Origin of the sequence: Mesorhizobium sp. B2-3-15, assembly GCF_006442875.1 — a bacterium.
Classification (GTDB): Bacteria; Pseudomonadota; Alphaproteobacteria; order Rhizobiales; family Rhizobiaceae; genus Mesorhizobium; species Mesorhizobium australicum.
In genome coordinates, this window is record NZ_VFVO01000001.1 from 187,397 (window position 1) to 204,167 (window position 16,771).

Annotated in this window: 18 protein-coding genes; 13 read left to right on the forward strand and 5 right to left on the reverse strand. The window is 63.8% G+C overall.

Annotation, left to right across the window (positions count from 1 at the left end; translation table 11 throughout):
- The first annotated feature begins 75 nt into the window (after window positions 1-75).
- Complete coding sequence (locus tag FJ954_RS00865; RefSeq protein WP_041163587.1) at window positions 76-294, forward strand: hypothetical protein; 219 nt, start codon at window positions 76-78, stop codon at window positions 292-294.
- A 6-nt stretch (window positions 295-300) separates the two neighbouring features.
- On the opposite strand, the gene FJ954_RS00870 is transcribed toward FJ954_RS00865, so the two are convergent.
- The 4 genes from FJ954_RS00870 to FJ954_RS00885 all read right to left on the reverse strand — a co-directional run bounded on the left by FJ954_RS00870 (window position 301) and on the right by FJ954_RS00885 (window position 3,689).
- Complete coding sequence (locus FJ954_RS00870; protein WP_140660116.1) at window positions 301-1,059, reverse strand: M48 family metallopeptidase; 759 nt, start codon at window positions 1,057-1,059, stop codon at window positions 301-303.
- A 99-nt stretch (window positions 1,060-1,158) separates the two neighbouring features.
- Entirely contained in the window at window positions 1,159-1,641 is a 483-nt protein-coding gene (locus FJ954_RS00875; RefSeq protein WP_127873324.1) for a DUF2852 domain-containing protein, read from the reverse strand.
- A 117-nt stretch (window positions 1,642-1,758) separates the two neighbouring features.
- Window positions 1,759-2,901: a benzoate/H(+) symporter BenE family transporter gene (locus tag FJ954_RS00880; protein WP_140660493.1), complete on the reverse strand. Its 1,143-nt coding sequence runs from the start codon at window positions 2,899-2,901 to the stop codon at window positions 1,759-1,761.
- A gap of 2 nt (window positions 2,902-2,903) precedes the next feature.
- Window positions 2,904-3,689 (reverse strand): alpha/beta hydrolase, encoded by a 786-nt coding sequence (locus FJ954_RS00885; RefSeq protein WP_140660117.1) that lies wholly within the window; start codon window positions 3,687-3,689, stop codon window positions 2,904-2,906.
- A gap of 222 nt (window positions 3,690-3,911) precedes the next feature.
- Between FJ954_RS00885 and infC the strand changes: the two genes are divergently transcribed.
- The 7 genes from infC to FJ954_RS00920 all read left to right on the forward strand — a co-directional run bounded on the left by infC (window position 3,912) and on the right by FJ954_RS00920 (window position 10,582).
- A complete protein-coding gene (gene infC, locus FJ954_RS00890) occupies window positions 3,912-4,448 on the forward strand; it encodes a translation initiation factor IF-3 (RefSeq protein WP_023772325.1) in 537 nt (178 codons plus the stop codon).
- A 163-nt stretch (window positions 4,449-4,611) separates the two neighbouring features.
- Entirely contained in the window at window positions 4,612-5,259 is a 648-nt protein-coding gene (locus FJ954_RS00895) for an isoprenylcysteine carboxylmethyltransferase family protein (protein ID WP_140660118.1), read from the forward strand.
- A 184-nt stretch (window positions 5,260-5,443) separates the two neighbouring features.
- Window positions 5,444-5,647 (forward strand): 50S ribosomal protein L35, encoded by a 204-nt coding sequence (gene rpmI / locus FJ954_RS00900; RefSeq protein ID WP_006201248.1) that lies wholly within the window; start codon window positions 5,444-5,446, stop codon window positions 5,645-5,647.
- 88 nt (window positions 5,648-5,735) lie between these two features.
- On the forward strand, window positions 5,736-6,137 hold the full coding sequence (gene rplT / locus FJ954_RS00905) for a 50S ribosomal protein L20 (protein ID WP_006201247.1): 402 nt from the start codon (window positions 5,736-5,738) through the stop codon (window positions 6,135-6,137).
- Window positions 6,138-6,436: 299 nt separating this feature from the next.
- Window positions 6,437-7,489 (forward strand): phenylalanine--tRNA ligase subunit alpha, encoded by a 1,053-nt coding sequence (gene pheS, locus FJ954_RS00910; protein ID WP_224525363.1) that lies wholly within the window; start codon window positions 6,437-6,439, stop codon window positions 7,487-7,489.
- 43 nt (window positions 7,490-7,532) lie between these two features.
- Window positions 7,533-9,941, forward strand: a complete 2,409-nt coding sequence (gene pheT, locus FJ954_RS00915) for a phenylalanine--tRNA ligase subunit beta (RefSeq protein ID WP_140660119.1) — start codon at window positions 7,533-7,535, stop codon at window positions 9,939-9,941.
- A 38-nt stretch (window positions 9,942-9,979) separates the two neighbouring features.
- A complete protein-coding gene (locus tag FJ954_RS00920) occupies window positions 9,980-10,582 on the forward strand; it encodes a nucleotidyltransferase family protein (RefSeq protein WP_015314382.1) in 603 nt (200 codons plus the stop codon).
- Window positions 10,583-10,692: 110 nt separating this feature from the next.
- Here FJ954_RS00920 and FJ954_RS00925 read toward each other — a convergent pair whose 3' ends face one another.
- Window positions 10,693-11,688, reverse strand: coding sequence for an aldo/keto reductase (locus FJ954_RS00925; protein ID WP_140660120.1), 996 nt, complete (start codon window positions 11,686-11,688; stop codon window positions 10,693-10,695).
- 96 nt (window positions 11,689-11,784) lie between these two features.
- Between FJ954_RS00925 and FJ954_RS00930 the strand changes: the two genes are divergently transcribed.
- The 5 genes from FJ954_RS00930 (at window position 11,785) to FJ954_RS00950 (ending at window position 16,761) form a co-directional block, all read left to right on the forward strand.
- Window positions 11,785-12,675 (forward strand): LysR family transcriptional regulator, encoded by an 891-nt coding sequence (locus FJ954_RS00930; protein ID WP_140660121.1) that lies wholly within the window; start codon window positions 11,785-11,787, stop codon window positions 12,673-12,675.
- Between the two features lie 59 nt (window positions 12,676-12,734).
- Window positions 12,735-13,307 (forward strand): cytochrome b, encoded by a 573-nt coding sequence (locus FJ954_RS00935; RefSeq protein ID WP_140660122.1) that lies wholly within the window; start codon window positions 12,735-12,737, stop codon window positions 13,305-13,307.
- Between the two features lie 69 nt (window positions 13,308-13,376).
- A complete protein-coding gene (locus FJ954_RS00940; protein WP_140660123.1) occupies window positions 13,377-13,952 on the forward strand; it encodes a YceI family protein in 576 nt (191 codons plus the stop codon).
- Between the two features lie 124 nt (window positions 13,953-14,076).
- Window positions 14,077-15,063 (forward strand): Gfo/Idh/MocA family oxidoreductase, encoded by a 987-nt coding sequence (locus tag FJ954_RS00945; protein ID WP_015314387.1) that lies wholly within the window; start codon window positions 14,077-14,079, stop codon window positions 15,061-15,063.
- 39 nt (window positions 15,064-15,102) lie between these two features.
- The gene (locus FJ954_RS00950; protein ID WP_140660124.1) at window positions 15,103-16,761 is read left to right on the forward strand and encodes an FAD-binding dehydrogenase; all 1,659 of its coding nucleotides are present in this window, start codon (window positions 15,103-15,105) and stop codon (window positions 16,759-16,761) included.
- Window positions 16,762-16,771 lie beyond the last annotated feature (10 nt).

Sequence of the window (16,771 nt, forward strand, 5' to 3'; positions counted from 1 at the left end):
AAAAGCATGCTGTTTGCCGGCAGGGCCAAAGGCGCTACCTATGGATTGGACAGCATGCAAGGCGGGAGCACAGCCATGGCCGACCAGACCGTTGCCGAACTGAAGCAGAAGATCGCGCAGGCGCGCGAGGTCATAGCGCACCTCATGGACAGAGCCGCCTTCAATGGCGCCGAGGCGCATCGAGCGCTGGATTATTTCGGCGGCGAAGCTTTCGACCGGAACTTTCTACCCTGGCCGCACCATGGCGACGAAGGGTTGCGGCCGGATGAGCTCAATGCGGCGAATGATGATTGAGGCGCCCTACTCGAACACAATCGCCTGCAGGGCGCCGCCATTGCGCTTCAGCCAATCCTTGCAGCGATCGGTGTCGGGGCAGAGCTTTTCGCACAATTTCCAGAATTTCGGCCCGTGGTTCATCTCCTTGAGATGCGCCACCTCATGCGCGACAAGGTAGTTTATGACAGGCTGCGGCGCCATCATGATGCGCCAGGAAAAGGACAGATTGCCTTCCGAGGTGCAGGAGCCCCAGCGGCTGGAGGTGTCCTTGTAGCGGATCGCCTTGGCGCGTTTGCCAAGCGCCTCCGTATGCTTGACGACCAGCTTTTCGATTTCCTTCTTGGCCTCGCGCTTCAAAAAATCGGCGATGCGGCGCGGCAGATGGATGCGGTCGCCATGCACGATCAGCAGCGGGCCGCGGTCGTCGCGCGATATGGTGACAGTGCCGCGCTTTGACGGCTCATGTACGATACGGTGGGCCACGCCGCGTACCGGAATCTTTATGCCCGGACGCACCTGCGGCCGCGTCGGCACCTTGGCCAGCCGCTGTTCCAGCCAGCCCTGGTGGCGGTCGAGGAACCTGTCCACTTCACCGCGGCGCAGGCCCGGCGGCACGGTTATGCGCAGGCCCTGTCCGCCGGAATCGATGCGCAGCGTCAGACGCTTCGCCCTGGCGCTCTCGACGATCTTGAGCGGCAGCGTGCGGCCGGCGACGCAATATTCCCGCTCCACCACAGGCGTGGGTTTGGGCTTCGTCAGATTGCGGAAGAACCCGATGGTCATGGCGGGACGATACGCGATTCGAGGAGAACGAATAGAACAAAAAAGAAACGGCGCCGCTCGCGCGACGCCGTTATCATACCTTGGCCCTGTCGCCGGGCTTCAGTCGTCGAGCAGGTTCGAGCCTTTGCCACGCTTGGTGGGGGTCGTTCCGGTGCTCGGATCGGTCTTGGCCGGCGCGGTCGACTTGTTGCGGTTGGCCATGAACCGGTCGAACTCGTCCTGATCCTTGGCGCGGCGCAATTCGCGGGCATACTCGTCGAACTGCGTCAGCATCTCGTCGAGCTTGCGGCGCTCTTCGTTCAGACGCTCAAGCTCCTTTTCGCGCCAGTCGTCGAAAGCGACGTTGCCGGTGCGGGCGGAGCCGTTGCCCCAGCGCGCGGCCTTGTCGGAGCCACGGCGGCAGCCGGCGAAGATGCCGTCGGTCGCGCGGTTGACGTCACGCTTGAAGCCCTCGAGCCGGTCGCCCCAGATGATGTAGGCGAGCATGGCGAAGCCGAGCGGCCAGAACACCATGAAACCGATCACCATCAACGCGATGGTCGCCGGCGTCCAGGCCGGGCGGATCAATGCAGATGTGTTCATTTTCTCCCATTCCTTCGGTTGGAGACAGCCAGAACCGGCTGCGTGGAATCGAAATGGGAAGGCGAAAACGGCGATTCAAGACGATGTCCGCCAAAACCGAACAAGGGCCTGAAATGATTATCGCTTTTTGAGCATATCGAGGAAAAGCACGACCAACCCGGCGATCAGGCCCCAGAATGCGGCGCCGACACCGAACAGCGTCAGCCCGGAGGCGGTCACGACGAAGGTGACGGTTGCGGCCATGCGCTCGCCCTCGTCCTTCAGCGCGATCGCCAGCGCGTTGGCGAGCGACCCCATCAGCGCAAGTCCCGCCACCAGCACGATCAGGCTCTGCGGCAGGACGGCGAAGATCGCCACCAGCGAAGCGCCGAAAATTGCGAAGACGAGATAGGCAAGCGCGTAGAACGGCCCGGTCTTCCAGCGCTCGGCGGGATCGGGATGGACGTCAGGGCCGGTGCAGATGGCCGCCGAGATCGCGGCCAGATTGGTGGTTCCGGCACCGAATGGTGCCGACAGGAGCGAAAACAGGCCGGTGACGCCGATCAGCGGGCCAGGTTCAGGGTGGTAGCCGGCCGCCCGCAGTACCGCCAGCCCCGACAGGTTCTGCGAAGCCATGGTGACGAGGTAGAGCGGCAGCGCCAGGCCGATGATCGCCTTGGCGGTGAAATGGGGAGCGATAAACGTCAGTGTCGACAGTTCGGGCGCGGGCAGGCCGCCGACACGGCCCGTAAGGAAGGCGGCAAGGCCACCGCCAACCAGCACCGCCAGCACCGACAGCGCCGGATTGAACAGCCGGATGACGAAGAATGCCGTGATCAGCGGCAGGATGAGCCAAGGGTCCGCCGGGATGGCCTTCATGGCATTGATGGCGAAGGTGACGACGATGCCGGCCAGCATGCCGGAGGCGACCGAAGCCGGTATTCTCGATATCAGCCGGGTCAGCGGCCCAAACAGGCCGGTAGCGACCAGCAGCACGCCCGTGACGATATAGGCGCCGACGGCCTCGCCCATCGAGAAGCCGCTCGAGGCGGCGACCAGTGCAAGGCCTGGCGTCGACCAGGCGGTGATGACAGGCATTTTCGTGTGCCATGACAGCCACAGGCACTCGACGGTCATGGCCAGGCAGATCGCCGTCACACCGCTTGCCGTCTCGACCTGCGTCGCGCCGACCGCCTTGGCGGCGGCAATGACGATGGCCAGCGTGCCGCCGAAACCGACGATGGCCGCGACGAAGGCGGAGATCGGGATGGACAGGCGCATCGTCACTGGCCTCGCCTGGCCATATCGCCGACCGCCCGCACCAGCATGTCGAGATCCTGCGGCCGCGACAGGCGGTGGTCGCCGTCAGGGATCAGCGACAGCGTGACATCGTCGGCCGGCAGCAGGCTGACCAGCCTCAAGGCATGGCTCGACGGCACGTCGGCGTCGGCCAGTCCCTGCAGGATGTGAACCGGGCAATGCGTGTCGATCGGCCCGGTCATCACCCGGTTATCGCGCCCATCCTCGATCAGGGCGCGGGTGTAGACGTAAGGCTCGGGGGAATAATCCGAGGGTTCCGCGAAGAAGCCCTTTTCGGCGAGATCGCGCTTCTGTGGCTTGGTCAGCACCGGCTCGATCAGGTCGCTGGTAAAATCCGGCGCCGGGGCCAGCAGCACCAGGCCGACGACGTTTGCGTCGCCCGCCTTGCGCAATTCCTGCACCATGCGCAGCGCGATCCAGGCGCCCATCGACGAACCGACCAGGATCTGATCGCCTTTGGCGAAATGCCGGAAGACGGCAAGGCTTTGCGCAAGCCATTTCGAGATCGTGCCGTCGGCGAAGGCGCCACCGGATTCGCCATGGCCGGAATAGTCGTGCCGCAGGAAGGCCCGGCCTTCCCGTGCCGCCCAGTCCGACAGCGTCTCGGCCTTCGTGCCCAGCATGTCCGACTTGTAGCCGCCGAGCCAGACGATGCCGGGCGTCGAGCCGGCTGAATGGCGCACCGCGATATCAGATCCGTCGACATCCAGAAAAGTTGGAGCCAGAGAGGATGGGGGCGTGGTGATCATGGTTTTTTCCTCAGGCCCGTCTTTTGGCACGCGGTCCTTGTGGCACAGCCGGAGGCGTGGCGAAAAGTACTCGCGCTGTTTCTTTGTTTGGTGCAGGCCAGCGATCAGGGTGATTTTCTGTCAATGCTGTGCTATTGACTCCGCCCGCGCGCTCACCACATTGGCGCGTCCACGTATCAAGACCGACAAATCCCGAACGAAACGGCCAAGGAGACCACGACCATTCGCAGACCTTTCAAAGCAGCGGCGCCGACCAAGGATGGGCCGCGCTCCAATCGTGACATCCGGGTTCCCCGGGTCCAGCTTATCGACGCCGACGGCCAGAATCGCGGCGATATTTCCATCAACGACGCATTGCTGCTCGCCGAAGAGGCCGGGCTCGATCTCGTCGAAATATCGCCCAACGCGGTCCCCCCCGTCGTAAAAATCCTCGATCTCGGCAAGTTGAAATACGCCAACCAGAAGAAGGCGGCCGAGGCGCGCAAGAACCAGAAGGTCATCGAGATCAAGGAGATCAAGATGCGCCCGAACATCGACAGCCATGACTACGAAACCAAGATGAAGGCGGTGCGCCGCTTCTTCGAGGAAGGCGACAAGGTCAAGCTGACGCTGCGCTTCCGCGGCCGCGAGATGGCGCATATGGAACTCGGCATGCAGCTTCTGAACAAGGTGCGCGAGGAGGTGGCGACCATCGCCAAGGTGGAAGCCGAGCCGAAGCTCGAAGGCCGCCAGATGATGATGGTGCTGGCGCCGCGCTAAGGTTTGCGGAACCCACTTGGATCACGATGACGTCAGGCCCGGACATCGCGCTCCAAATCCGCCCGAATTGTGCTACAGGGCGTCCCGGCGATCGGCGGGACGCCTTATTTTTTAGCTTAAAGCTGCGATCGCCGGCAAAGCTCTTCGACGATCGGATTCCCGCATGGCCAACGACAAGGTTTCGGACGTCAAGGACGTCAAACATGGGCTGGGCAACTACCAGCAGATGCGCCGGCTGGTGCTTGCCGTGCTCGTGGTGGTGCTGTTTCTGGCGCTGCTGTTCGGCCAGTCGACCTTCCCGCCGGACACGCCGGTGCACGAAACGATCGAGATGTTCGGCGTGCTCTTGATTTTCCTCGGCATCGTCGGGCGCCTCTGGGCGACGCTCTATATAGGCGGGCGCAAATCCTCCGAGGTGGTGACCGGCGGCCCCTACTCGATCACCCGCAACCCGCTCTACGTGTTCTCGACCGTGGCCGCCGCCGGCGTCGGCGCGCAGATCGGCTCGTTCTCCGGCATCATTCTTTTCGCGGTTCTGTGCGCCGGTGCCTTCCATATCGTCATCCTGCGCGAGGAGAAGTTCCTCAAGGAGGCGCTCGGTGCACCCTATGCCGACTATCTGGCACGCGTGCCGCGCTTCTTCCCCAAGCTTTCGCTCTACCAGGAAGGCGACACCGGCAGCTTCAGGCCGAGCCTGCTTTTGACCACACTGCTCGACGGGCTGGTGTTCCTGATCGCGCTGCCGGCTTTCGAACTGATCGACGGCGCGCAGTTGTCGGGCATGCTGCCGGTCTGGTTTAGGCTGCCCTGACCGGGGACAGTGCGTCGCACGGTGCTGAGGTGTTGCGCCCGCTCCATCTTTGATCTATAGCACCGCCGTTCCAAGAAAACCGCCCGGCAGGGCATGCCGTGGCGGTTTCATTTGCTTTTCGGGCTTTGGTCGGCCCGGAGCGAACAAGAAGCGCGATCGTGCGCCAACAATACGGAGTAGCAAAATGCCCAAGATGAAGACCAAATCGGCCGCCAAGAAGCGGTTCAAGATCACAGGTACGGGTAAAGTCCTGTCGGCTGCGGCCGGCAAGCGTCACGGCATGATCAAGCGTTCCAACAAGTTCATTCGAAATGCCCGCGGCACGATGGTTCTGGCTGAACCGGATGGCAAGAAGGTCATCAAGAATTTTCTGCCGAACGGCCTCTAAGGCATACGGTCCGGACACGCATCAGTTTTACGCAATTTCGAACGGAACGCCGCCAGGCACCTGGAATTGCTTTTAAGGAGATCATGACATGGCACGCGTAAAGAGAGGCGTCACCTCGCACGCCAAGCACAAGAAGGTCCTGAAAGCCGCGAAAGGCTTCTACGGCCGCCGCAAGAACACCATCCGCATTGCCAAGCAGGCGGTGGAAAAGTCGCTTCAGTACGCTTACCGCGACCGCAAGAACCGCAAGCGCTCGTTCCGCGCGCTGTGGATCCAGCGCATCAACGCCGCGACGCACGAGCATGGCCTGACCTATGGCCGCTTCATCGACGGCTTGAACAAGGCCGGCATCGAGATCGATCGCAAGATCCTGTCCGACATGGCCATCCACGAGCCGCAGGCTTTCGCCGCCCTGGTGGCCAAGGCCAAGGTTGCTCTTGAGTACCTCAAGAACACCACTCCGAATGCTTTTGAAAGCGCTGTCGCCTAGAGCATGATGCCAAAAAGTTTCTGACTTTTTGGACAACATCATGCTCCAGGGAAATTAGCGGGGAGCGCGATCTTTTCCGAAAAGTCTGCAACTTTTCGGGATCGGGCTCCGAGCCCAGCGCTTCCCAAGCATTCGAAATTCTGATTTGGGGAACCCGCGCTGGCACGGCTGGCGCGGGTTCTTTTGTCTCTGCCTGAATTTCACTTTTAAAGTGACTTTCACTTAAGCCGACTTCCAACGCAGCGAGTTTGATCGTGAACGACGCAACCATTGGCCTTGATGCACTCGAAAATACCCTGATGGCTGACATCGCCTCGGCCGCCGACGAGACGTCGATCGAGGCGGTGCGCGTTTCGGCGCTTGGCAAGAAGGGCTCAATCTCGGAAATGCTGAAGACGCTTGGCGCGATGAGCGCCGAGGACCGGCAGGTGAAGGGCCCGGCCATCAACGGCCTCAAGAACCGTGTCACCGAGGCGCTGACGGCCCGCAAGGCTGAACTGAGGGATGTGGCGATCGCCGCCCGTCTGGCGGCTGAGAAGGTCGACGTGACGCTGCCGGTGCGACAGTCGCCGGCCGAGCGCGGCCGCATCCATCCGATCAGCCAAGTCATCGACGAAATCGCCGCGATCTTCGGCGATCTCGGCTTCGCCATCGCCGAAGGTCCCGATATCGAGACCGACTACTATAATTTCACCGCGCTGAATTTTCCGGAGGGCCACCCGGCACGCGAGATGCACGACACCTTCTTCTTCCAGCCGGACGAGAAGGGCGAGCGCAAGCTTTTGCGCACTCATACCTCGCCGGTGCAGATCCGCACCATGGAGAAGCAAAAGCCGCCGATCCGCATTGTTATTCCGGGCAAGACCTATCGCCAGGATTCCGACGCCACCCACTCGCCGATGTTCCATCAGGTCGAAGGGCTGGTGATCGATAAATCGGCCAACGTCGCCAACATGAAGTGGGTGCTGGAAGAGTTCTGCAAGGCCTTCTTCGAAGTGCCGCAGGTCAAGATGCGCTTTCGCCCGTCCTTCTTCCCGTTCACCGAGCCGAGCCTCGAGGTCGATATCCAGTGCGACCGCTCCAGGCCCGGCGAAGTGCGCTTCGGCGAAGGCTCCGACTGGATGGAGATCCTGGGCTGCGGCATGGTGCACCCCAATGTGCTCAGGGCCGGCGGGCTCGATCCAGACGAGTACCAGGGCTTTGCCTGGGGTATGGGCATCGACCGCATCGCCATGCTGAAATACGGCATGCCCGACCTGCGCGCCTTCTTCGACGCGGATGTGCGCTGGCTGTCGCATTACGGCTTCCGGCCGCTCGACATGCCGACGTTGTTCGGAGGCTTGAGCGCGTGACGGCCCTGAAGACTCCTGCTGCCAGCTACCACGGAACAGCCCAATGAAATTCACCCTCTCCTGGCTCAAGGATCACCTTGAAACCGACGCCACGCTGGCCGAAATCGTCGAGCGGCTGACCTCGATCGGCCTCGAGGTCGAGCATGTCGACGATAAGGCGGAGTTGAAACCCTTCGTCATCGCCAAGGTGCTGACGGCGGTGCAGCATCCCGACGCCGACCGGCTGCGGGTGCTGACCGTCGATACCGGCGACGGCAAGCCGCCGGTGCAGGTCGTCTGCGGCGCGCCGAACGCCCGCGCCGGCCTGATCGGCGCCTTCGCCGCGCCCGGCACCTATGTGCCCGGCATCGACGTGACGCTGACTGTCGGCAAGATCCGTGGCGTCGAAAGCCATGGCATGATGTGTTCCGAGCGCGAGCTGGAACTGTCCGACGAGCATAATGGCATCATCGACCTGCCCGAGGATGCGCCGGTCGGCACCAGCTTTGCGTCCTATGCGCATCTCGACGATCCGGTCATCGAGATCAATCTGACGCCGAACCGGCCCGACGCCACCAGCGTCTACGGCATCGCCCGGGATCTGGCGGCGAGCGGGCTTGGCCGCCTCGTCGGCGGGGCGATCATGCCGCATGTCGGCAACGGCATGTGCCCGGTGAAGGTGACGATCGAAGCGCCGGAGCTTTGCCCCGGCTTCGCCCTCAGGCTGGTCAAGGATGTCAAGAACGGACCCTCGCCGAAATGGCTCCAGCAGCGGCTGATCGCCATTGGGCTGAGGCCGATCAGCGCGCTGGTCGACATCACCAATTACGTCACCTTCGACCGCGGACGGCCGCTGCATGTCTTCGATGCCGCCAAGGTCGCCGGCAAGCTCGTGGTGCGCCGCGCCAAAAATGGCGAAAAGGTGCAGGCGCTCGACGGGCGCGAATACACGCTGACGCCGGAGATGTGCGTGATCGCGGACGACAATGGCGTCGAGTCCATTGCCGGCATCATGGGTGGCGAACACTCCGGCTGTGACGAGAACACGACGGACGTGCTGATCGAATCCGCTCTTTGGGACCCAATCACCACGGCCCGCACCGGCCGCACGCTCGGCATCATCACCGACGCGCGCTACCGTTTCGAGCGCGGTGTCGACCCTGAATTCATGGTGCCGGGCATCGAACTGGCGACCAAGCTGGTGATCGATTTCTGCGGCGGCACGCCGACCGAGGCCGAGGTGGCCGGCTATGCCGGGCATCAGCCGAAGATCGTGCCGCTCCCGCTGTCGGAAGTGAAACGGCTGACCGGTATCGAGGTGCCAAAGGCGGAGAGCCTCGACATCCTGTCGCGTCTCGGCTTCCACGCGCAGGGATCGGGCGACATCGTCGACGTGACCGTGCCGTCCTGGCGGCCCGATGTCGACGGCAAGGCCGATCTGGTCGAGGAGGTCATGCGCATCCATGGCGTCGACAACATCGCGCCGCAGCCGCTCGGCGCGCATGACGTGGTCAACGGCAAGATCCTGACGACGCTGCAGATCCGCACCCGTGCCGCCAAGCGTTCGCTTGCGGTGCGCGGCATGATGGAGGCCGTTACTTGGTCGTTCATCCCGGCCAAACACGCCGAACTGTTCGGCGGCGGCCAGACGGCGCTGAAGCTTGCCAACCCAATCGCCGCCGACATGTCCGACATGCGGCCCTCGCTGCTGCCGGGGCTGATTTCGGCCGCGCAGCGCAACGCCGACAAGGGCATCGGCGACGTGGCGCTGTTCGAGGTCTCGGGCACCTATGAGGGCGACGGCGCCGACCAGCAGCGGCGCGTCGCCGCCGGCGTGCGCCGCGGCACGGCCAAGCTCGACGGCTCCGGCCGCAACTGGGCCGGCAATTCGGGCCCGGTCGGCGTGTTCGACGCCAAGGCGGATGCGATCGCCGCACTCGAAGCCTGTGGCGCACCGGTCGACCGGCTGCAGATCGAGGCCGGCGGACCCGCCTGGTACCATCCCGGCCGTTCTGGAACGATCAAGCTTGGCCCGAAGACCGTGCTCGGCACGTTCGGCGAGTTCCATCCGAAGACGCTGGAAGGGCTCGACGTCTCGGGGCCGCTCTGCGGCTTCGAGGTGTTCGTCGACGCCGTGCCCGAGCCGAAGGCCAAGCCGACCAAGACCAAGCCCAGGCTGGACCTGTCCGCTTTCCAGGCGGTGAAGCGCGACTTCGCCTTCGTCGTCGACAAGGGAGTCGAGGCCGGCACGCTGGTACGTGCCGCGCTTGCCGCCGACAAGAAGCTGATCACGGCTGTCTCGGTCTTCGACGTGTTCGAGGGTGCGTCGCTGGGCGAAGGCAAGAAGTCGATCGCCATCGAAGTGTCTATCCAGCCGGTCGAGAAGACACTGACCGACGAGGATTTCGAGGCGCTTGCCAAGCGCATCGTCGAGAATGTCGGTAAGCAGACGGGCGGCGTGCTGCGCGGCTGAGACTTGCGAGCGGATGGCGAATCGCTCTCCAAAGGGCGATGGACCATCTGCGCTATTCTGGGCTCTCCTTCGAGAAACAGCGTACGGCTTTTCTCGACATCGTCGCGGCTGACCCGCTGCTTGCCGAAACGCTGGCGAGGGTGCGCGCGCTTGCGCTGCCGGATTGGCTGGTGGTTTCCGGCGCGCTTTACAACAGCGTCTGGAACCACCTGACCGGCAAGCCATCGGGCTACGGCATCAGGGATGTCGACCTGTTTTATTTCGACGACTCCGACCTGTCCTACGAGGCCGAAGACGCGGTGATCCAACGGGCCGCCAGGCATTTCGAAGGACTGCCACTGCCGGTGGAAGTACGCAACCAGGCGCGCGTGCATCTGTGGTATCCGCAAAAGTTCGGGCAGCCGTGCCCGCGCTATACGAGTGCCAGCCAATCCGTCAGCTATTTTGCCTCGAAGACGCATGCGGTCGGGGTGCGCTACGACGCCGACGGGCAGCTGGACCTCGTGGCGCCGTTCGGGCTCGACGACCTTTTTTCGTTTCGAATTACGCCCAGCCGGCTGATGGATAACCGGAAGACGCATGAGGAGAAGGGCGCGCGAGCGCGGGCGTATTGGCCGGAGATTACGGTGGTGCCGTGGTGAGCTAACAGAGTTTCAGGTTGGCGCGAGGCACCCCCCTCTGTCACAGAGGGGGGTGCCTCGCGCCAACGCCCTTTAATTCGCTGCATAAAAGGGCGCGCCCTTTTCCACCTTCACCCATTCACCAGCGCCAGCAACTCCTCCGTATAGCGCTTGCCCATAACCTTGTCGGGCGACAGCGCATCGCCGATCGCCGCGACCTCTGCCGCGCTGAGCACGATGTCAGCCGCCGCCGTATTCTGCTCCAAGTGGCGGATTTTTCGCGCACCCGGGATCGGCACGATGAAGTCGCCCTGGTGCAGCACCCAGGCCAGCGCCAGCTGCGCCGAGGTGACGCCCTTCTCCATCGCCATCCTTTCCAGCGTGGCGATCACCTTGGCATTGGCTTCCATGGCGTCGGCCTGGAAGCGCGGCAAGGTGCGGCGCCAATCGTCGTCGCTCAGGGTCTCCGGCCTCGCGATGGTGCCGGTGAGCAGGCCGCGGCCGAGCGGGCTGTAGGGCACGAAGCCAATGCCCAACTCGCGGCAGACGGCGAATGTCTCGTCTTCCGGGTCGCGGCTCCACAGCGAGTATTCGCTCTGCACTGCTGATATCGGGTGCACTGCGTGTGCCCGGCGGATGGTGGCGGCACTTGCCTCCGACAGGCCAAGCGCCCGCACCTTGCCCTCGCGCACCAGCTCGGCCATGGCGCCGACCGTATCCTCGATCGGCACGTCCGGGTCGACGCGGTGCTGATAGTAGAGGTCGATGACATCGGTGCCGAGCCGCTTCAGCGACGCCTCGGCGACGGCCTTGACGTGCTCGGGACGGCTGTCGACACCGGCCATGCGATCCATGCCGGTGCCTTCCTCCAGGATCTTGAAGCCGAATTTGGTCGCGATCGTCACCTTATCGCGAACCGATTTCAGCGCCTTGCCCAGCAGGATCTCGTTCTCGTAGGGGCCGTAGACCTCGGCCGTGTCGAAGAAGTTGACCCCGATCTCGACGGCGCGGTGCAAGGTGGCGATCGCCTCGGCTTCCGGCTGGCCGCCATAGGCAAAGCTCATGCCCATGCAACCGAGGCCGACCGGATAGACTTCGAGTTCAGTTCCTAGCTTGCGGGTTTTCATCACGCATCTCCTTGTTGTGATGCCTAGGAAATAACGCCTTGCAGAACGTTCGATAATCGGCTCTTCTTCGTACGGGTCGTTCCATGAAATAGATCAATGAACCGAGCACATCTCTCACAGCTCGCGGTGCTGGCAGCCGTTGCCCAATGCGGCAGTTTTCGCGGCGCGGCCAGGGAACTGGCGATAGCTCCCTCCGCGGTGAGCCACGCGGTCTCCAGCCTGGAGGCACGGCTTGGCGTGCGCCTTTTGGCGCGCAGCACGCGCAGTGTCGCTCCGACCGAGGAAGGCGCGCAATTGCTGGAGCGATTGCGCCCGGCACTTTCCGAGATCGACCTGGCGCTGGAGACGGCCGTCGAGGCGCGTGACCGGCCCGCCGGGAACTTGCGGCTCAGCGTGCCGCGCACGTCAGCGCATCTGGTGCTGACGCCACGGCTCAGCGCCTTCGCATCAGCCTACCCCGACATCGTGCTGGAGATCATCATCGAGGATCGCTTCACCGACGTGGTGGCAGGCGGTTTCGATGCTGGTGTCAGGCTCGGCGAGAGCCTGCAGCGCGACATGATCGCCGTGCGCATCGGGCCGGACATTCGTGGCGCGGTGGTGGGCGCGCCATCCTATTTCGAGGCCATGCCCCGGCCGCGCCACCCGCGCGACCTCGCCGAGCATCGCTGCATCCGCTTCCGCTTCTCCAGCGGCATCCTCTACCGCTGGGAATTCGAAAAGGACGGCGAGGAGGTCGAGATGGCGGTGCAAGGGCCGCTGATCCTCGACGAGGACCATCTGATCGCCCGGGCCGCGGTCGACGGCGCCGGGCTCGCCTTCGTTTTCGAGGACTATGTCCACGCGCCGCTCGTCGACGGACGGCTGATCCGCGTGCTGGAGGACTGGTGCCCACCCTTCCAGGGATTCTTCGTCTATTACCCGAGCCGCCGCCAGATGCGGCCGGCGCTGAGGGCTTTCGTCGATTTCTTCAAGGTGGGTGGGTAGGCAACTCTCCTCCTCGTCGGCAAGGGGAAGAAAGCTGGCCGCGCCAACGTTCGCCTCGCATGCAGGCTTCAATCACCAACACCGCGACCCGCTATGGATGGGTAACCATCGTCCTCCACTGGCTGATCGGGATTATCTTCATCGGCCAGTTCATGCTCGGCTTCGTCATGGTCAGGACCCCGAGCCAACGCACGGCCTTCGAATTGATCCAGCTACACAAATCCCTGGGCTTCCTGCTGCTTGGGCTCATCATCCTGCGTATCGCCTGGCGGCTCGGCAATGCGGCACCGCCCTTGCCGCCTTCTGTCGGCGCCCTGGAGTGCCGCTCGGCGCCGCTGGCGCATCTGGCGCTCTATGCCTTCCAGGTCGCCCTGCCCCTGTCAGGCTGGGCGCTGGTGTCGGTCTCGACGCTGGAGATTCCCAGCATGCCGTTCAACCTGTTCGTCATGCCGAACCTGCCGCTCGCCGAATCCGATGCCGCCGAAAGCTTTTGGACGTCGGCACACTGGTATCTCGCCTATGCCGGCGCGGCGCTTGTCGCCCTGCATGTCGCGGCGGCCCTGCGCCACCATTTCCTGCTTCGCGACGGGGTGCTCGCGCGTATGATCACGCCTTCGTCAGCCGGGGAATAGAAGGCGCCTTGGTCTCGTTTGTGGGGTGAGGACGCCAGAGAGCGCTTCCTCCTAACAAGGAACAACCCAATGCGTGCGCGAATCCTCGGATTGGCGGCTATCGCCGCCTGCCTTGCCATGCCTGTTTATGCGGCGGTCGTGCTCGGCGATGCCGCCGGCAGCTATACGATCAGCCAAACTGGCTCCGCGATCCGCTTCACCATCGGCAAGGCCGGCGGCGGCGGTTTCGACGGCGCCTTTGCCCGTTTCAAGGGCATGATCCGCATCGACAACAACGATGTCAGCCGTTCGAAAGTCGACCTGACCATCTATCCCGAAAGCGTCGGCACCGGCCAAGGCCGCATCGATGCGTTCCTGCGCTCCGACGCGGTGTTCGACGCGACCAACAGTCCCGAAATCCAGTTCCGCTCGACCAGCGTGACCCGCACCGGCGACACGTCGGCCCTTGTCACCGGCAGGCTGACGGCGCGCGGCAAGACGTTTCCGGAAAAATTCACCGCCGAGCTCGACGGGTTGAAGGGCGGGACGATCAAATTCCATGTCACCGGCAAGGTGCTGCGCTCGCGCTACGGCATGGATGTCGGCACGCCGCTCTATTCCAACGTCGTCGATTTCGACATGACGCTGACCGGGAAAAGGGGCTAGCGCGCGGCTGAGGTGCCTGGGTTCCTTGCCCGCTTTCGTGGGGCGAGGAACCTAGCGACCTGCATTGGCTTTTCCAGCGATTTCAGGCAAACCTCCTTGCCTGTAATCTATAGGGAGAAGCGTGATGTTCCGATGGGGTGTGTTGTCGACGGCCAAGATCGGCCGCGAGCAGCTGTTGCCGGCAATCGTCGAAGCGGAGAACGGCGTGCTGTCGGCGATCGCCAGCCGCGACCTAGCGAAGGCCAAGGCATTGGGCGACCGCTTTGGCGCGCGCCATGCCTTCGGCTCCTATGAGGAGTTGCTCGCTTCCAACGAGGTCGATGGCGTCTACATCCCGTTACCGACCTCGCAGCATGTCGAATGGACTGCAAAAGCCATCGAAGCGGGCAAGCATGTGCTGGTCGAAAAGCCGCTGGCACTCGATGCCAAGGACATCGCGCCGCTGATCAAGGTGCGCGACCAGAAGAAGGTGCTGGTCTGCGAAGCCTTCATGGTTATCTACCACCCGCAGTGGATCAAGGTGCGTGATCTCATCGCCAGCGGCGCCATCGGCCGGCTGCGCCATGTGCAGGGCGCGTTTTCCTACTACAATGTCGACCCCAACAACATGCGCAACAAGCTCGATCTCGGCGGCGGCGCGCTGCCCGACATCGGCGTCTACCCGACCGTGTCGACACGCTTCTCGACCGGCAAGGAGCCGCTGCGCGTACAGGCGACGATCGAGCGCGACAAGACATTCGGCACCGACATCTATTCATCGATCCGCGCCGATTTCGGCGATTTCGAGCTGTCCTTCTACCTGTCGACGCAGATGGCGGCGCGGCAGATGATGGTGTTCCACGGCGAGAAGGGTTTCATCGAACTGTTCTCGCCCTTCAATGCCGGGCTCTACGACCATCACCGCGTCGAACTGCACAACCAGAACCACACCGAGGCGCAGGTGTTCCGCTTCCCCGGCACGCAGCAATACAGGCTCGAGGTCGAGACCTTCGCGCGGGCAGCTCTTGGCGGCAAGGAGCGCGTCTTCACGCTGGAAGAATCCGTGCTCAACCAGAAAGTCATCGACGCCATCTTCCGCGCCGGCGACACAGGCGGCTGGGAGACCGTCTGAAACCCATATTACATAGCCGGCTAATCCTGGGGAGGAAAAATGGCTGACGACGCGGATGTGATCATTGTCGGCGCCGGCCTTGCCGGACTGGTTGCCGCCGCCGAGCTTGCGGAAGCGGGCAAGAAAATCATCATCGTCGACCAGGAGCCGGAGCAATCGCTGGGCGGCCAGGCGTTCTGGTCGTTCGGCGGGCTTTTCCTCGTCGATTCACAGGAGCAGCGGCGCATGCGCATCCGCGACTCCCATGACCTGGCGCTCGAGGACTGGATGGGCACCGCCGCCTTCGACCGGCCGGAAGACCACTGGCCACGCAAATGGGCCGAGGCCTATGTCGGCTTCGCCGCCGGCGAGAAGCGCTCCTGGCTGATCGAGCGCGGCCTGAAATTCTTTCCTGTCGTCGGCTGGGCCGAGCGCGGCGGCGGCAACGCCATCGGCCATGGCAATTCGGTACCGCGCTTCCACATCACCTGGGGCACCGGTCCCGGCGTGCTCGAGCCTTTCGTGCTGCGCGTGCGCGAGGCGCAAAAGCGGGGATTGATCGACTTCAGGTTTCGTCACCGGGTCAATGCCCTGACGCGGACGGGTGCAGCCGTGACCGGCGTACAGGGCGACATCCTGCAACCGAGTCCTGTCGAGCGCGGCCACAAGAGCCCGCGCGAGGTATCAGGCGATTTCGCATTGCAAGCGCAGGCGGTGATCGTCGCCTCCGGCGGCATTGGCGCCAACCATCGGCTGGTGCGGGAAAACTGGCCCACGCGGCTGGGCAACGCGCCGCAGCGCATGATCACCGGCGTGCCGGACCATGTCGACGGCCGCATGCTGGCCATATCGGAACACGCCGGCGGCAGGGTCATCAACCGCGACCGCATGTGGCACTATGTCGAGGGCGTCAAGAACTGGGCGCCGATCTGGACAGACCATGCGATCCGCATCCTGCCCGGCCCATCCTCGCTGTGGCTCGATGCCCGGGGAAAACGCCTGCCGGTGCCACTCTATCCCGGCTTCGACACGCTGGGCACGCTCAGCCACATCATGAGCACCGGCTTCGATTATTCCTGGTTCATCCTGACGAAAAAGATCATCCAGAAGGAATTCGCGCTGTCGGGCTCGGAGCAGAACCCGGACCTGACGGGAAAAAGCTGGCGCCAGGTGCTCGGCCGCGCCACGAGCGGCATCCCCGGCCCGGTCAAGGCGTTCATGGAAAAGGGCGAGGACTTCATCGTCGAGGCCGATCTTTCGAAACTGGTCGCGCGCATGAACGCGCTGGCCGGCGGCGAACCGCTGCTTGACGCCGCAACGGTCGAACGCGAGATCCGCGCCCGCGACATGCAACTCGACAATCCGTTCTCCAAGGACATGCAGGTCACCGCGCTGCGCGGCGCGCGCGCCTATCTCGGCGACCGCCTGATCCGCACGGCAAAGCCGCACAAGATGCTCGACCCGGCGAACGGACCGCTGATCGCGGTGCGCCTCAACATCCTGACCCGCAAGACGCTGGGCGGCCTGCAGACCGATCTCGACAGCCGCGTGCTCGATGCCGGCGGCCAGCCGGTGCCGGGCCTCTATGCGGTCGGTGAAGTGGCGGGCTTCGGCGGCGGCGGCGTGCATGGCTACGCGGCGCTCGAAGGCACATTCCTGGGCGGCTGTATCTTCTCGGGCCGCAGCGCCGGCCGGGCGGCGGCACGCTCGGTGGGATGAGACGGCGGCG

What these genes read in the sequence shown, in the direction of transcription:
- FJ954_RS00880 (WP_140660493.1), bottom strand. Translation starts at nt 2,901, where the DNA reads ATGCGCCTGTCCATCCCGATCTCCGCCTTCGTCGCGGCCATCGTCGGT.
- FJ954_RS00920 (WP_015314382.1), top strand. Translation starts at nt 9,980, where the DNA reads ATGGACCATCTGCGCTATTCTGGGCTCTCCTTCGAGAAACAGCGTACG.
- FJ954_RS00895 (WP_140660118.1), top strand. Translation starts at nt 4,612, where the DNA reads ATGGCCAACGACAAGGTTTCGGACGTCAAGGACGTCAAACATGGGCTG.
- FJ954_RS00945 (WP_015314387.1), top strand. Translation starts at nt 14,077, where the DNA reads ATGTTCCGATGGGGTGTGTTGTCGACGGCCAAGATCGGCCGCGAGCAG.
- FJ954_RS00935 (WP_140660122.1), top strand. Translation starts at nt 12,735, where the DNA reads ATGCAGGCTTCAATCACCAACACCGCGACCCGCTATGGATGGGTAACC.
- FJ954_RS00870 (WP_140660116.1), bottom strand. Translation starts at nt 1,059, where the DNA reads ATGACCATCGGGTTCTTCCGCAATCTGACGAAGCCCAAACCCACGCCT.
- FJ954_RS00950 (WP_140660124.1), top strand. Translation starts at nt 15,103, where the DNA reads ATGGCTGACGACGCGGATGTGATCATTGTCGGCGCCGGCCTTGCCGGA.
- pheS (WP_224525363.1), top strand. Translation starts at nt 6,437, where the DNA reads ATGGCTGACATCGCCTCGGCCGCCGACGAGACGTCGATCGAGGCGGTG.
- rpmI (WP_006201248.1), top strand. Translation starts at nt 5,444, where the DNA reads ATGCCCAAGATGAAGACCAAATCGGCCGCCAAGAAGCGGTTCAAGATC.
- FJ954_RS00940 (WP_140660123.1), top strand. Translation starts at nt 13,377, where the DNA reads ATGCGTGCGCGAATCCTCGGATTGGCGGCTATCGCCGCCTGCCTTGCC.
- FJ954_RS00930 (WP_140660121.1), top strand. Translation starts at nt 11,785, where the DNA reads ATGAACCGAGCACATCTCTCACAGCTCGCGGTGCTGGCAGCCGTTGCC.
- pheT (WP_140660119.1), top strand. Translation starts at nt 7,533, where the DNA reads ATGAAATTCACCCTCTCCTGGCTCAAGGATCACCTTGAAACCGACGCC.
- FJ954_RS00865 (WP_041163587.1), top strand. Translation starts at nt 76, where the DNA reads ATGGCCGACCAGACCGTTGCCGAACTGAAGCAGAAGATCGCGCAGGCG.
- FJ954_RS00925 (WP_140660120.1), bottom strand. Translation starts at nt 11,688, where the DNA reads ATGAAAACCCGCAAGCTAGGAACTGAACTCGAAGTCTATCCGGTCGGC.
- rplT (WP_006201247.1), top strand. Translation starts at nt 5,736, where the DNA reads ATGGCACGCGTAAAGAGAGGCGTCACCTCGCACGCCAAGCACAAGAAG.
- FJ954_RS00885 (WP_140660117.1), bottom strand. Translation starts at nt 3,689, where the DNA reads ATGATCACCACGCCCCCATCCTCTCTGGCTCCAACTTTTCTGGATGTC.
- FJ954_RS00875 (WP_127873324.1), bottom strand. Translation starts at nt 1,641, where the DNA reads ATGAACACATCTGCATTGATCCGCCCGGCCTGGACGCCGGCGACCATC.